This window comes from Paenibacillus sp. Y859, from assembly GCF_056786405.1.
In genome coordinates this window covers 888,901-904,607 of the sequence record NZ_JBXCIZ010000001.1, presented here as the reverse complement: position 1 = coordinate 904,607, position 15,707 = coordinate 888,901, and the positions used below count along the sequence as shown (strand labels likewise).

The 15,707-nt window shown below is 40.5% G+C and carries 15 protein-coding genes; 10 read left to right on the top strand and 5 right to left on the bottom strand.

The annotated features are described in order from the left end of the window. The first annotated feature begins 10 nt into the window (after positions 1-10). The 7 genes from AC1TO8_RS04535 to AC1TO8_RS04505 all read left to right on the top strand — a co-directional run bounded on the left by AC1TO8_RS04535 (position 11) and on the right by AC1TO8_RS04505 (position 6,013). Complete coding sequence (locus AC1TO8_RS04535) at positions 11-841, top strand: undecaprenyl-diphosphate phosphatase (protein ID WP_482054397.1); 831 nt, start codon at positions 11-13, stop codon at positions 839-841. Positions 842-930: 89 nt separating this feature from the next. Continuing rightward, on the top strand, positions 931-2,046 hold the full coding sequence (locus AC1TO8_RS04530; RefSeq protein ID WP_482054396.1) for an HD-GYP domain-containing protein: 1,116 nt from the start codon (positions 931-933) through the stop codon (positions 2,044-2,046). A 196-nt stretch (positions 2,047-2,242) separates the two neighbouring features. After that, positions 2,243-3,379: a radical SAM/CxCxxxxC motif protein YfkAB gene (gene yfkAB, locus AC1TO8_RS04525; protein WP_482054395.1), complete on the top strand. Its 1,137-nt coding sequence runs from the start codon at positions 2,243-2,245 to the stop codon at positions 3,377-3,379. A gap of 16 nt (positions 3,380-3,395) precedes the next feature. Continuing rightward, the gene (locus AC1TO8_RS04520; protein ID WP_482054394.1) at positions 3,396-4,748 is read left to right on the top strand and encodes a hemolysin family protein; all 1,353 of its coding nucleotides are present in this window, start codon (positions 3,396-3,398) and stop codon (positions 4,746-4,748) included. 176 nt (positions 4,749-4,924) lie between these two features. Continuing rightward, complete coding sequence (locus tag AC1TO8_RS04515) at positions 4,925-5,146, top strand: spore coat associated protein CotJA (RefSeq protein ID WP_482054393.1); 222 nt, start codon at positions 4,925-4,927, stop codon at positions 5,144-5,146. Then, complete coding sequence (locus AC1TO8_RS04510; protein WP_482054392.1) at positions 5,146-5,418, top strand: spore coat protein CotJB; 273 nt, start codon at positions 5,146-5,148, stop codon at positions 5,416-5,418. The genes AC1TO8_RS04515 and AC1TO8_RS04510 overlap by 1 nt, the downstream gene beginning before the upstream one ends. Before the next feature lie 25 nt (positions 5,419-5,443). Next, positions 5,444-6,013 (top strand): manganese catalase family protein, encoded by a 570-nt coding sequence (locus AC1TO8_RS04505; protein WP_482054391.1) that lies wholly within the window; start codon positions 5,444-5,446, stop codon positions 6,011-6,013. A 392-nt stretch (positions 6,014-6,405) separates the two neighbouring features. On the opposite strand, the gene AC1TO8_RS04500 is transcribed toward AC1TO8_RS04505, so the two are convergent. The 5 genes from AC1TO8_RS04500 to AC1TO8_RS04480 are packed head-to-tail and all read right to left on the bottom strand — an operon-like array spanning position 6,406 to position 12,538. Continuing rightward, positions 6,406-7,530 carry a YheC/YheD family endospore coat-associated protein gene (locus AC1TO8_RS04500; protein ID WP_482054390.1) on the bottom strand — a complete coding sequence of 375 codons (1,125 nt, stop codon included), beginning with the start codon at positions 7,528-7,530 and terminating at the stop codon, positions 6,406-6,408. A gap of 14 nt (positions 7,531-7,544) precedes the next feature. Further along, on the bottom strand, positions 7,545-8,663 hold the full coding sequence (locus AC1TO8_RS04495) for a YheC/YheD family endospore coat-associated protein (protein ID WP_482054389.1): 1,119 nt from the start codon (positions 8,661-8,663) through the stop codon (positions 7,545-7,547). Next, on the bottom strand, positions 8,660-10,036 hold the full coding sequence (locus AC1TO8_RS04490) for a YheC/YheD family endospore coat-associated protein (protein WP_482054388.1): 1,377 nt from the start codon (positions 10,034-10,036) through the stop codon (positions 8,660-8,662). Before AC1TO8_RS04490 ends, AC1TO8_RS04495 begins: the two co-directional genes overlap by 4 nt. Continuing rightward, complete coding sequence (locus tag AC1TO8_RS04485) at positions 10,033-11,157, bottom strand: YheC/YheD family endospore coat-associated protein (RefSeq protein ID WP_482054387.1); 1,125 nt, start codon at positions 11,155-11,157, stop codon at positions 10,033-10,035. Before AC1TO8_RS04485 ends, AC1TO8_RS04490 begins: the two co-directional genes overlap by 4 nt. Positions 11,158-11,170: 13 nt before the next feature. Continuing rightward, complete coding sequence (locus tag AC1TO8_RS04480) at positions 11,171-12,538, bottom strand: YheC/YheD family endospore coat-associated protein (protein WP_482054386.1); 1,368 nt, start codon at positions 12,536-12,538, stop codon at positions 11,171-11,173. 147 nt (positions 12,539-12,685) lie between these two features. On the opposite strand from AC1TO8_RS04480, the gene AC1TO8_RS04475 reads away from it, so the two are divergent. The 3 genes from AC1TO8_RS04475 (at position 12,686) to AC1TO8_RS04465 (ending at position 15,707) form a co-directional block, all read left to right on the top strand. Next, entirely contained in the window at positions 12,686-13,033 is a 348-nt protein-coding gene (locus AC1TO8_RS04475; RefSeq protein WP_482054385.1) for a YlbF family regulator, read from the top strand. A gap of 390 nt (positions 13,034-13,423) precedes the next feature. Next, complete coding sequence (locus AC1TO8_RS04470; protein ID WP_482054384.1) at positions 13,424-13,708, top strand: hypothetical protein; 285 nt, start codon at positions 13,424-13,426, stop codon at positions 13,706-13,708. Between the two features lie 664 nt (positions 13,709-14,372). Then, entirely contained in the window at positions 14,373-15,707 is a 1,335-nt protein-coding gene (locus AC1TO8_RS04465; protein WP_482054383.1) for a DRTGG domain-containing protein, read from the top strand.

Here is a 15,707-nt window from a genome sequence, read left to right as displayed (position 1 = left end):
GGAGGGTATTATGGATATTATTACGGCAATTATTCTTGCGATTGTAGAAGGGATCACGGAGTTCATACCTGTCTCTTCAACCGGTCACATGATTTTAACAGCTAAATTAATGGGCTACAACGATCAATCAGATATTATGAAAACATTTGAAATTGTAATTCAATTGGGTGCCATCCTTGCCATCGCTATAGTATACTGGAAACGCTTATTAAGCCTTATCGGATTGAATAATAAGCCAAAGGCATCGTCTAATGGGATGCAGTCAAGTAAGAGATTAGATTTAATTCATGTTATTTTGGGGATTACACCTGCACTCATTGTCGCTTTTTTTGCAAGGGATTTTATCAAAAGCTTATTTAACGCTAATACGGTGGTATGGGCATTGGTAGCTGGTGGTATATTTATGATTTTTGCAGAATGGTTCAATAAATCCAAGTTGACTATAACTGCTCATGAGCTGGACGATTTGACTTACAAACAGGCATTCATGATCGGGATTTACCAGATTATATCTGTTCTATGGCCGGGATTCTCTCGTTCAGGTTCCACGATCTCAGGCGGAATGTTGAGTGGAGTTAGTTATAAAGCATCTGCAGATTTCTCCTTTTTGATAGCCATTCCAATCATGTGTGCTGCTTCGGGTTATGAATTACTTGATTCATACCGATATTTTAATAGAGAGACTATTGGTGCCTTTGTTATAGGCTTTTTAATATCATTTATTGTTGCATATTTCGTAGTATTAGCTTTTATGAAACTAATACAGCGAATTAGTCTTACTCATTTTGCTATTTACCGATTTATACTTGCAGCTATATTCTGGATATTTATATTGAATTAATCTCAATGAAGTGTATATTCTTGAATGGATTCAATTATAACTACCGAGATTAGATTGTCAGGACGATTCTTCATGTAGGAGGATACACATTGCGACTAGTACCTGTACCGATGCTTCAAAATGGAATGAAAATAGGTAAAAAGATATTCAGTATGGAAGGCGTTACTCTATTGGCAGAAGGTGTAGAGTTAACGGATAAGCTGATTCGTAGATTGAAAGAAATAGATATTGGATACGTATATATTCAAGATAAGTGGACTGAGGACATCATTATCCCCGATGTTCTACACGAGGAGACACGTCGTAAAGCAATGCGTGCGATTACTTCAAACTTTCAAAGAATATCGGAAACCTCAAATTCCGCTCCTATCACAGGAGGATACCGTCATTTAGGTAGAGAGTTCTCTGCGGTGATGGATTCTATTCTAGAAGATCTCGGAAGCCAAGAGTTACCAATGATTATGCTTATGGATATGAATACTACGGATCATTTCTTATATAAACATTCTTTAAATGTATGTATATATACCTTAATACTTGGTGCTGCTAGTGGGATGACTCAAGATCAGCTGAAGGTATTGGGAATAGGATCACTTTTACATGACATAGGGAAAACTCAGATTCCTGTTAAAGTCTTGATGAAACCTGGTAAACTTGATGATGATGAATTCAAACAGATGCAGAATCATACGAATATTGGATATCAAATATTAAAAGCGGAATCCGATATTCCATTACTCGCTGCTCACTGTGCGTTACAACATCATGAACGATTAAATGGTACAGGGTATCCCCGTGGGCTTAAAGGTTCTGAAATACATGAGTTCGCGCAATATTTGGGAATGGCGGACTCATTTGACGCGATGACATCGCACCGGGTATATAAGCCTGCGATGCTTCCTCATCAGGCTATGGAAGTGCTGTATACGGGTTCTGGTACACTGTTTGATCAGCATAAGTTGGAAATATTCCGTGATAAGGTAGCTATATATCCACCAGGGTTGAGTGTTAGATTGAGTACAGGTGAATCTGGTGTTATTTGCAAGATACATCCTATGATGCCACAACGACCGGTCGTTCGTGTTATGACTGGCTGTAATGGGGAAGTATTGAGGGCCCCTTATGATCTCGACTTAACAAAAGTTCTGTCTACTGTCATTACACATGTTGAAGGGTTGGAAGCAACGGAATTGGTAGTACAATGAACCGTAATGAAGAAATCGGTGAAATCGCGATATTGAGAAGATCCTTACGATAATGGAACAGTATGATGTGTTTCGTTATCGTTGGACAATTGATATTACGCGGTTTTTTTGTGATGAGAAGTAAGGTAATGTATGAATACGGTGAACTACTCTTCATGATATGATATTAATTATTAAATGAAATAAGGTGGTAAATATGATTACAGACAATGCGAAGAAAGCACAATTACAACAGATATCACCAAGTTATGATCCATGGGAACCTATAAATTCACTTCGGAAGCATGGTAGACATGTCCTGACTAGCGTAGAGATGACAGTTACCCACTTATGTAATATGCGCTGCGAACATTGCGCAGTGGGTGATATGCTTGTTATGAAAGAGTCGGATTCCTTATCATTGGATATAATGTTAAGAAGATTAGACGAGGTGGAGCATCTAGAAACGATAAGCATGACAGGCGGAGAACCTCTATTTCGTAAGCAGACCGTTGATGAAATTATCGTACCTCTACTGAAATATGCTAAAGATCGTGGGATCAAAACCCAGATAAACTCTAATTTGACGATGGGGATGGATCGCTATGAGAAGCTACTCCCCTATCTAGATGTTATGCATATGTCATTCAACTACTTGAATGGTGATGATTTTCATGAGATTGGTTTTGCGAATAGCGCACGTCCTGTAAGCAAGGCGGCTGCGTATCGTCTATATGATACGATGATCGAGAATACTCGTGTGCTTAGTGATGCAGGGATGTATATATCAGCTGAATCTATGATTAATTATCGAACACATACGAACTTGGATAAGATTCATCAACTGATTGTTGAAATGGGCTGTCAACGTCATGAAGTACATCCAATGTATGCATCGAATTTTGCCTCAAGCTTACCTGTATTATCTTTAGATGATATGCGTAAAGCTATATCCCTTGTACTTGATACGCGCGATGAGAATATATGGATGTTGTTCGGGACACTTCCATTCTATGCATGTAGTCATTCTGAGGAGGATATGAATCTTCTTCGTCGTTTAAAAGAATCAAAGAATGTAACGGTTCGAAATGATCCGGATGGTCGAAATAGGGTCAATGTGAATTTATTCTCCGGTGATGTCTATGTCACTGATTTTGCAGAAATCCCGCCGTTTGGTAATATTAAAAACGAAGCGCTTGATGACGTTTTCGATAAATGGGTGAATGGTCATCCTTTGAATCAAAAGATAAATTGTCATTGTGATGCCGTAAGTTGCTGTGGGCCTAATCTTCTTGTGGCAGATATGTACTATAAAGACGTGGACTTTAAACAAAGAACAGCGAACAGTCTATAGAAATGGGGGATTCATATTGCCTACTGAGTTTGCAATTGGGCAACTTATTGTGAATATAGCTCTAGTATTGCTTCTTGTATTGTTAAATGGAGTGTTCGTTGCGGCGGAGTTCTCACTTGTGAAGATGCGTCAAACACGTATTACACAATTGGTCAGTGAAGGGAATAAATTAGCTGGGTTCGCTCTTAAAGTAAATAACAAACTCGATTCATACTTATCAGCAACTCAGTTAGGGATTACTTTGACATCATTGGGGCTTGGTTGGATAGGAGAACCAGCTATTTCAGAGCTTCTTGTTAAGCCAATCATGTTTAAATTAGGTGTTACAGATCAGGCACTGATCACAACAGTAGGAGTTACAGTAGGATTTAGTATGATAACGTTCTTACACATCGTATTGGGAGAATTAGCACCGAAGTCGATTGCTATTCAGAGAACGGAAGGAACGGCACTCGCACTTTCCGCACCCCTGATCTTCTTTTATAAAGTATTCTTTCCTGTAATCTGGGTGTTGAATGCTACTGCAAATGCTCTTCTGCGTATGATTGGGATTCAACCAGCAAGTGAGTCAGAAGCGGCTCACTCGGAAGAGGAAATTCGAATCCTGATGAGTCAAAGTGCTCGAAGTGGTGTGATTGATAAAGACGAAATGAAGCTAATGGACAATATTTTTGAGTTCTCAGATCTATTAGCACGTGAGGTCATGTTGCCTCGAACAGATATGGTCTGCTTGTATGCAAATTTATCTTTTGAAGATAACATCAAGATCATAAGTGAGACCAAGCATTCGCGATATCCTGTTGCATTGGAAGATAAAGATCAAATTTTAGGATTTATTCATATTACAGATCTTCTACTTGCAGATAAGGAGCAACAAGAGGACTTCACATCCATGGTTCGTCCGATTTTAAATGTCCCTGAGTCTATGGAGATAAGTCATGTGCTTCGTCTGATGCAGAAGAAGCATTCGCAATTGACACTTGTTGTAGACGAGTATGGTGGAACGGCAGGAATGTTGACTGCCGAAGAAATCCTCGAGGAGATTGTAGGGGAATTGTATGATGAGTTTGAGGATGAACGTGAAAGTGTTGAGGTTGATGGGGACTCTATTTCCGTTGAAGGTAGAATGCTTATTGAGGCCGTACATGATCTTACGGGTGTTGTGATTGAGGATGATGAGGTAGATACTATTGGTGGATGGTTGTTTAAAGAACTTGAAGGTAGTCCTACCAAAGGTGAAAAAGTACAGGTAGGAAATTTTATATTTCAAGTCGAGGAATCAACCCGATTGCGTATTACGAGAGTTATGATACAGCGAGTGGATCATCAGGAGAACATGAAGGAACAATTAGAAGAAGATCTGTCATGAGATATGGTTTGATCATCGGTTCTATATGAGCGCCTAGGCTTGACTGAAGATAGATCTTCGGTCAAGCTTAGGCACTTTTTTATTATATTTTAGTTCATTTTCTAGGCTGGTGTCATATGCTATTTACTAAGAGATGATCAAGATAATTAATATGAATCTAAAGGAGGAGACTTTTATTGAACTCACAAATACGCAGTTACACACCATTTGTTGGACCATTTGATCCTTGTCCACCCTTGCTCTGTAGGACATATGTAGTACCACCTAATCAATTTATTAATTTCCAACCAACGGGTTGGCCGCAGTTCAGCCTTCCGGAAGCGTTGAGACGGGGGACGCTCTGGCCTGCACTTTATAGCCCATATACTTCTGGACAATCACAAGGGGGGGCTTCTTGATGGAGGGAACACCTGTAGCATGTGATCAACAATTTTATGAATGGCTTGAAGAACTGCAAATTGTAGATTTTGCGCTTGTGGAGCTAAACCTATTTCTTGATACACATCCCGAGGATCTACAAAGCATTCAACAATACAACCAGCTTTCCCAAGAAAGAATGCGGCTTGCGAAGCAATTCCAAGAAGTATACGGACCTCTTATGAATTTCGGTCATGCTTTTTCAAAGTTTCCATGGCAATGGTCACAGTCCCCTTGGCCTTGGCAAGTATAGAATCTAGCGGAGGTGAGGTTTATTTATGTGGGTTTATGAGAAAAAGTTACAATATCCTGTAAGGGTTAGTAAGTGTGATCCCCAAATGGCCAAATACTTGTCTGAACAATATGGTGGTGCAGATGGCGAGTTGGCGGCAGCGCTTCGTTATTTAAATCAACGTTATACGATACCCGAAAAGGTTATTGGTCTATTGACGGATATTGGAACAGAAGAATTCGCTCACCTTGAGATGATCGCGACGATGATATATAAACTAACTAAGGATGCGACTGTGGATCAACTTAAAGCCGCGGGACTCGGTGCCCATTACGCCGCTCATGATAGTGCACTGTTCTATGAGAACGCCAGTGGAGTTCCATTCACCGCGGCTTACATTCAAGCGAAGGGTGACCCATTAGCTGATCTGTATGAAGACATTGCTGCTGAAGAGAAAGCACGGGCTACATACCAGTGGCTAATTGACATGACCGATGATGTTGATCTTCAGGATAGCTTGAAGTATTTACGAGAGCGTGAAATTGTGCATTCATTACGGTTTAAGGAAGCGGTTGAGATGATTAAGGGGGATCGGGAGCAGCAGAAGGTATTTTAAGGACAGAGACGGATAAAATTAGGCTGATCAGGTCCGATTAAATAACGAATTAATTTAGAAGCTGGTGCCAATAATGATATGGCATCAGCTTCTTTTTGACATATTAAGAAAGTATAAATTTTTTGGAGGAATTCCCGCTCTACGCATAAAGGTGGGACTAGAGCAGATGCATAAACTGCATTTAATTAGCAGGAAAAGTGGTGGAAGAGAGAGTTAGTTGTCTAAATTGCAGTTAAAAATGGCGATAACGCGGAAAAGTGGAGTTTCCAGTAATCTAGATGTACTCCATGCAACTAAAGTTAGCTTCAGAGGAAATAAGCTGAATGATAGAGACTAAGTATTGGACAAAGAAAAGGCCCCGAGATGTTATATCCGGGCCCTCTTTGTTGTAATCATCCCTCTTTTACCTCTACTTGCACGCGCTTTACTTTTGTTCGGTAAACCCAAAGAGCATACTCTAAGGGTTTTACGATAGATTGACGATAAATATCCCTTTGACCACTTCTTGCGAATACTTCCCTTGCCGGTTTGGGGTTAACCTCTAGAAGGAAGACCTCACCTTTTTTATTGATGGCTAAATCAAGAGCTAGTTCGCATAAAGCCCCATAGGACTTTTCTAGATAGGCCGCGGTTTCAAGCCCTAACTTTACTGATGTTTTCTTGACATGTTCCTGGGTTTCTTTATTGGTAATCCACTGTGGGAGTAAGGTATCCATTGGGATGGCTTGCCCACCGCCATGGAGATTAGAGGTGACACTTCTCATAGCCCCCACTCTGCCAACGATTCCAGTTAGCTCCCAATGACCTTCCCGGTTTTTCTGTACCAGCATTCGATAGTCATGTACGCGTCCATTAGGTAGTATTACTGGAATCCCTTCCTGTACAATATAACAGTTATTAATATTCCAAGTTCTTAGAATGCCTCCTAAAGTTGCGGCATGTATTCTTTGTGGTGTAATTATTTTACGTTGTTGATTGCGTCCTTGAATATAATATTGATGCTTACTATTCTTCATCTGCTCAATACGAAGAATTCCACGTCCACCCGTTCCATTAATCGGCTTTAAGTAGATGACAGATTTACTTTTAAGCATTCGTTTAATATCGGATAATTGGTTTACTAGCTTCGTTTCTGGTAAGTGTAGGCGGAAGCTTTCCTTATTAGAAAGTATTTCGTGAATCGTCCATTTGTTACGAAGCGGACGATTCAGAAAAAGGTGATGCCCATATTTTTTTCGGAAGGACAGTAGCTGTTCAAAACGAATGCCTTTTTGAATTCGACAGCGATCATAGATCATATCGGGGAATTCACGTAATCGGCGGGTCCACTTTTTTTTTGATGGATCATATTCCATAGCCATGATCTTCTGATTTCTTACATCCATTGGGGTGAATACGAAGATGTCAAGTCCAAGTTTTCTTCCCTCGACAATCATTTTTTGATAAATCATTCGTTCTTCAAGTTGTTTTCGGTCATTGAGGTAAAGTGTCAGAATACCTAAGACGGGATGTGCCATATCGATTCACCTCCTCAGTGGTGTTTGTTATGACGTATGAGATATTGGCTGTATTCAAATATCCGTTCTAATGATTTTTTGCGAATATGTGATTCATCAAATTTCATTGGCCGTGCGTTCGCTTCGAAGAACCAGACTTTTCCGAAGCGGTCGAGTCCGAGATCCATGGACATTTCTCCAAGGTTGAATTGAGATGCTCTTTCAATCTGCCGAGCAATAATGAGAGCAGTTGTTTTTATTTGACTTATTTTCATAGACGACATATCCGATCCAAAGAGTGTAGAGATCAGTTTAGTAGGACTTTCAATCGTTCCACCACGCGGCACATGAGTCGTTATACTTTTTAATCCAGCCATTCTAGCTCCAACACCTGTAACTCCCCATTTACCTTTGCCTGTCTTTTGTAGCAAAATTCGTAAATCGAAGGGGCGATTATCTACCGTTGCCAGTTGGATTCCCTGCTGAACAATATAAGGAGAACTACCTGTTTCTTTCTTAAGACGAACCCAGAGCCTTCTCATGCTAGCCGTTTTATAGGTGATACTTGATCTACTATTTTGGATTTTTAGCCTATATGGCAATGATTTTTCTTTTTGGATTTTCAACATCATAATGCCCTTACCAGCTTTTCCGCTTTCAGGTTTCAAATATAAATAGGGTTGTTTATCAATAATACTGGCAAGTGATACCTCTCCAACTAAGCGTTTCGTCTTGGGCACTAAATAATCAGTGGACTTAGAAACCTTGAGCCATTCGAATAGATCCCATTTATTAAAGAAATAAGGATTGTAGAAATGAATACTCGGATGCTCTAAATAGCTTTTTATTTTACTTTGTACCCAAGGCTTCTCCTCATCTTCACGCATAGGAATTCGGTTGTAGATGACCTGTGGTAGGGGGAACTGTTGTGCCTCCCAATCTTTGTTATTGGCCTTTAGTGTATATCCTTTAACTGTGGGTGAGGTTAACTTTAAATCACGCAGTGTAACCACATAGACAGGGAAGCCCATTTCTTTCCCTGTCCGGACGATATCCATAAAATTAGCATGATTGCCCCGGAAACCTCTTATGGAATCGGGCATGGTCAGTATGGCAACAACCGGTTTAATATCTTCAGAATTCCGGCTGTTCACTGGCTTATCCTCCTACGAAACTTACTGAGATACAGACAATGCTCCAAGATATGCTCGATCGAGGCTTTCCCTTCATTCTTTAGTGACGGATGATGGAATATGGATCTACCTGGTTTAGCGTTCGCTTCGAACATCCAAATCTTCTCATCTTGATCAATTCCTATATCGAATCCAATTTCACCAAGCAGATGTTGATGGTGGAATTCAATAGCCTCGGCAAGCGCTATAGCAACTTGTTTTGCTTGCTTGAGCACTTCGTCTGAACGTGACCCAAAGCTACGGCTTAGTGCCTGTTCCGGAGTCAAGAGAGAGCCACCACTTTTCAAATGTGTGGTCACGCTACCCCGACCAGCCTTTTTGGCACCAATGCCGACAACAACCCATTGGTTATTACCGTTTTTATGCATGTGGAAACGGAAATCAATAGGACAATTGTCGATCTCTATTAAACGAATCCCTTGTTGAATAACATAACCTTGTAGTATTCGACCATGTTTTGAGTTCAGCATACGCATGAGACTATTGAAATTACTGAAACGAAGGAGAACATTTTCTTTGTTCTTGCGATAGCGTACGAAATAGCCACGTTTGGGTAAATAAGTAATCCGATAGATTCCATTACCCAGACTCCCACCGGAAGGTTTGTAATATACAAATTGATGACGCTGCAACATATCTTTCAACATCTCAGTACTTGGGTTCATATGGGATTCAGGAACGTAACGGTTAACTGTATTATCATTTTCAAGAAGAGTATATATGTCTGATTTATTAAAAAAGCTCCAGTTAAAGAAAGGAATCCTTTTGCGACCGAAACGATCTCTCAATTGGCTGATGGATGCTGAGGTCTCTGCCTTACGACTCGGTAGTCTATTGTAGACCACATCCGGAAGGGGGACCGTTTTACGGGTGAACACGCCAGCATCTGAAAGAAAGTATCCGCGAACGGTCTCCTGCTGCCAATTAATATCTTTAGGAGTGAATGCAAAAACATAGGCTTTCTTACTTCCTTCCCTAAGCAGTTGTTTGATGAAACCTGTTCTAGAACTAAAAGGTCGCGTGATTGAGTTGCTAGGTCCGTCCGAAAGAATACCAATTAAGGGTCCAAGTTGAAATTCGTTTTCTTGAAGATTACGAAGAAATACTCCCCCTGATTTGGGGATGTGAATAACATTTCGAATTCCAGATCCTAAATAGAGATGGTTACCATCTTTCTTTATAGATCTGACGCGTGCAGGAACAACCTCTTTCCCCAAGCGAAGCTGTATACTTTTTTTGTTGGAGAGTTTGAGGCTTTTCATTAAATTATTTGAAATGTAGACGACTTTCTCGGGTTGTTGTGAAAAGTGGACATTGCAAAAAGTCAAACTCATGAATTTACCCTCCTAAGTTGTCGAAGCAATAAATAACGAGCGTAGCGGATTGGATTCTCAGTAGCGAGAATTGCGATTGTCTGATCCTCGACGTGTTCAAAAGAGGAGCGACCTGGTTTAGAGTTAGCTTCAATAATCCAAACATTTCCTTTTGGATCGATACCGAAATCGATACCAAGCTCACCCAATCGACCGAAATTGCTCTCAAGGATTGGCGGAATATCATTCGACAGTTTATGAAGAATAGTCTTGATATGCTCAGCTAAAGTCGCTCCATATTCCCGATCCAAGAATGGAGGGACTGGTCTAGCCGTCCCACCTCCGTGTAGATTGGAAGTGACTCCGCCAAGTTGGCCTTGTCGTACTGCCATGCCTGTGAGCATCCATCGTCCTGCACCATTTTTTTGCATGAGTGCTCGTATATCAAAAGGATGACCTTGTTTATTGGATAAATGTAAATAAGGCTGAATGATATATGGACGATGATGAATGAATTGGTGAATCCATGCTAGGGCTTCAGTGACATGATCAAAGATTTGGATAAGTTCTTTATTATAGCGATCGCGCCCTCTAATCATTAATCTGTCTTTACCAGGGGATATTTGTACATGTAGAGTTCGTTTCCCTTGTGAACCTGCTTGTGGCTTTAGAAACACCTGGCCTTGATACGATTCTAAGCAGGTGATCAGAGATTTAGGACCTGAGTAATAAGTGGTGGGTGGAAGATAGGGAATTAAAGTAGAGCTAGCTTTCAACTTGTTGTATACTTGCCATTTCCCAGGTAATCCTCTGGCCCACAATAGCGATTGATTCTGTGTTCCAGATAAGGTAAGTAGCTTAGATATCATTCTTTTTTCTGTTCCTTGTTTATGAAAGCAACGATCGTATAACAAATCAGGGATAGGAACAATGACTTTCTTCCAACCTCCACTCCCATAAACATAGCCACTCACTTGATGATGAAAAAGTTTCATCGTCCCAGGGATCAAGACAACGACGGATAATCCGTATTTGGCACCTGCCTGACTTAAGCGACGGCAGTAATGTTGTTCTGAGAAAGGCTGGTGTCCTGATCTGTCGCTACATAGAATGCCAAGTGAACCAATGTGTTGAGGAGTCATGATTAACAGCTCCTTAAAATCCAGATAAAAAACAACAATATTGTATGAGTTGTTTGACAGATGGTCGAACTTTTTGTTCATTAAGTGGTGTATTATCATTTTTGGAAGGCTTAGAATTGACTTCGAGCAGCCAGATACGCCCTGAAGTATCCATGGCTAGGTCAATTCCCAACTCACCAAAATGGGCAGGTATGCTGTTATCAAGACTTTTAGCTATTTGCATAGCGGCTAATTTCAGATTCGCGTGAGCTGAATTTTTGGCGGTCAGTGGCATATTGCTTTTCATAACAGCTTCTTTCACATGGCTAAGGCTGCCACCCCTAGCTAAATTGGATACAAAGTGATTTCCTCCAGCTATGCGTGCCACAATAGATGTAATACTCCATTGGCCGCTACCATTTTTTTGTACTAATGCACGAAAGTCTACTGGGTGTTTACCATGGTCAATCAGAGTTAATCCTTGTTGAATTTGATAACGTGTGCTTTTCATTTTCCCTGAAATACTATTGAATAGCTTAGGAAGAGTGGGATACACATTTTTGTGAGTACCGCCTAATGTAGTGGATAATGTTTGGAATGTACCGTCAGATTGCTTAGAGACACGTATAATACCCTTACCTAGACTGCCTCTAACGGGTTTGAGAAACACGACTGGATACTGCGTACACATTTTCTTCAGAATATTATATCCATTTAATAAATAAGATTCAGGCATGTAGCGTTTGAGATTTGACTCTTTTTTTAATGCATCGAAAACTTCGGTTTTGTCTAGAAATTTTTCGTTGAAAATGTGACCACCATGTAAGGATTTTACTTCCCTCATAAAATGCTGTACGCTTGGTTTATTCTCCAATTTTCGCGAAGTCAGACGATTGTTCACGACATCAGGGATTGGCATTTGAGTCATGCGCCAGCCATCATCATAAGACCAGCCTTCCATGCTGCTGGAATTGGATGTGATATGATTTGGGGTGAAGAAGTAAACATATGCTCCTTGCTTTTGGCAGGCATTGACTAGCTCACGACAGAACATTGAGATAGAACCAAAGGGGTTATTAGGCGTATTCGGGAAATCACGACTGATCATGATACCGATGAGCGGACCTAATCGTAGCGTTCGGCTCCCAGCATGATAATTGATTCTTAAAACCGGTCGAGATGATAACCCCATTTGCTTAGATAACGCTGCACTGATTCGTAGGCCGCTATACTTTGGTATCGAGATGACGATAATCTCCTGTTTAAAGGAACCGAATACCAATTGTAAAGGGCGATCTGTGGGTATTTTCCACAGTTTGATTAACCTCTCACCCAACATGATTGCGTTCGCCTGCACAATGCCTGGTTTGAATAGTTGGATCGATATCTTTTTTGTGGACATCGTGAGTCTCCTTCCAACAACAACTTGATGTCATAAGTCATATTTGGACTGTGCATATTGCATGTAATTCATCATATGAGGACATATATCCCTTGGTGATTGACCATTTCTCAGAATTGGAGAGTAATTTTAAAGGAGGAACAAATAATGAACATTTATGACAAGGCCCATGATTTAGCAAAAGCACTTAAGGATAGCCAAGAGGTACAGGAGATCAATTCGGCTATGAGTTTGATTGACAAGGATCCAGAAGGGAAAGACATGCTTGAAGATTTCCGTAAGCGTCAAATGGAACTTCAGCAACAGATGATGACTGGTGAGATGCCTGCTCCAGAAGAAATGGAGAAAATGGAGAAGGAGTTCGAAGTGCTTAGCTTGAACTTAAATATCCGTCGTTTATTTGAAGCAGAACGTCGGTTGAGCGTTATTATTGAAGATGTGAACAAGATTATTACAGATAGCCTTCAGCATTTATATGGCGGATCAAATATGTAATATCAGCTTCTCTTAAAGTGAAAGTTCAAAAAGTCAGCTTTTCAGCACTAAAGTGTATGCTTACGATGCTGCGTTTCTTCGAAACGCCTCAGAAGATTGGATGAAGATAGGGAGTGAGGAGCGGAGCTACACGTTTTCGTAGAAAACGACTTCGGAAGCATACGCTTGCAGTACCTACGTGAGCACCTGAAATGTTTTCGAAGGAAACATACCTCGTAAGCATACGCTAGGACCGGCTGAATTCAATATTCGATGTCGAATACGCATCTTGTTATACTTCGTGATCAAAAGGTGACTTTTTGAACATCCTCTCTTAAATTCTATTCATATTGTATTTGCTATCTTCATAGACTAGATATATAGATTTAGAAGTGAAGGAGTTGCATATGGATGAAGAAGGGAAGAAAGTTCGTGCATGTCCTGTACATGCTACTTGCTTTAGCGATGTTATTGTATGCTTTACCTATGATTACGTTCAGTAGTGGGGATGTTTGGATATCTGCGTTCGGAGTAGTGTGGGTTTTATTCGCATTCCTAGTCATTGCTGCCCATTGGCATGTTATTCTCGGCGTAGATGAAGAGAAGAAGAAAGCACTTGAGCGGATAAGACAAGCTAAGTTTCAACAATGGCAAATGAAGTGGTCACAAGAGACCGAGAGAAACGAGAGTATGTAGTTGTTATGCGCTAATAATACTAAGTATTTAATAGAGCGGGGTTGTCCAAAGTCATTGAAATGGCTTTGGACAACCCCGTTATTTTAACAAAAGAGAAAGTATAATTTTCTATGGGAAACACCTCGTGTAGTGGCATCATGGAGAGTAACCGCGTACAATTCCTAACAGAAATAGCAGCCTCTATTCTGCCTAAATCGTCACTTTTGGAATTCTAACGGAAGTGAGTGACCTTATTTGGACTTTTTCTTGGGATTTGAGCTGTTAATACGCATATAGAGGTCTGTATTTCCGTTAAATTTTCATTTCAGTGTTTTTTCGTGGAATAAGGTCTCTGGCTTCCGTTAGAAAGGTTAGAAAGTCTACCGCCGGCGAATAAGTGTCTAAACAACACTTAAATTAGGGGAACAGGTTGGCTAGCAAAAATAGGTGCACGAATGACATCTAATTTCCTCGAAAACTCGGATTTTCCCCATTTTCCTACTTTTAACTACCACTTTTACATCTATTTCCTCACCTTTCGCCCTTTCCGTCCTAATAGATACATGTTATGCAGCTATTTGATGAACCTACCATAGAAACTGCTTATTTCTTCATTTTTCATAGTTCACGATGCATGATATAATAGGTACAGAATAGTACAGATTATAGTGCGGGGGTGTAACAGTTGGAGAGTCGAGACGATACGATCACGAAACATGAACAGTTGCTCCAATACATTGAGAGATTAAAGGTAGGAACGAAGATATCGGTACGTAAACTGGCTAAAGAAATGGGGGTCAGCGAGGGAACCGCTTATCGTGCCGTGAAGGAAGCTGAGAATCTCGGAATAGTTATTACTAAGGAAAGGATAGGTACCATTCGGGTTGAGAAAAAGCCACGTAACATATCTGAACAGTTAACCTTTTCTGATGTGGTGGAAATTGTAGAAGGCCAAATGTTAGGTGGAGCAGATGGACTTCATAAAAATCTTCACAAGTATGTTATTGGTGCGATGAAGATTGATGCGATGGCAAAGTATATAGACGCAGGGAGTCTTTTAATTGTTGGAAACCGTGACAATGCACATTTGCTGGCACTTAAGCAGGGGGCGGGTGTACTCATAACAGGAGGATTCGGAATTAGCCGTGAAGTAAAGGTATTAGCTGATCAGCTCAATCTACCTATTTTCTCTTCACGTCATGATACATTTACTGTTGCTTCAATGATAAATAGAGCTATTTTTGATAGAATAATAAAGAAGAAAATAATGATTGTTGAAGATATTGTGGTCAATAAACCCAAAATTAGCGCCCTCAAAATATCAAGTACTCCCGAGGAATGGAGAGCACTTGCTAAGCAAGTTGGAGAAGAGAGGTATGCAGTCACAGATGAATGGAATAGGGTGATCGGTATCGTGAACCTGAGGGATATTGAATGCTTAACGGAAGGGCAATCGATCGAAAAGGTACTCATTCGAAATCCTATTACAACTAGTTTGCAGACATCTCTTGCATCCGCAGCACAACTAATGATGTGGGAAGGGATTGATTTCTTACCTGTTGTCGATCGCAATCGGAAGCTGATCACAACCATTAGACGTAAGGAAGTTCTACAAGCGATGAGAGATGCGCAGCAGCATTCGCAGCTAGGTGAGACGTTTGATCAATTAATCTGGAATGGAATTGCTGAGGAGCGGGATCAGGAAGGACGATTGTATTTCCACGGCTTTATTACTCCTCAAATGGCGACTGACCTGGGTACTATTTCGGAAGGCGTATTAGCTACAGTGATGACCCAAGCCGCATTTAAATACACGAAAGATATTTCGGGAAATGATTATGTGTTAGATAATATGTCTACTTATTTCTTGCGACCGGTTCAGATAGAAGATCAGATTGTTATCGTATCTAAGTTATTAGAGATGAGTCGGAGAACATGCAAAATAGAAATTGAAATGTCTCATGATGACACATTAGTCTGTAAAGGCGTCATGACGCTTCAATCGATTGAACATGGCTAA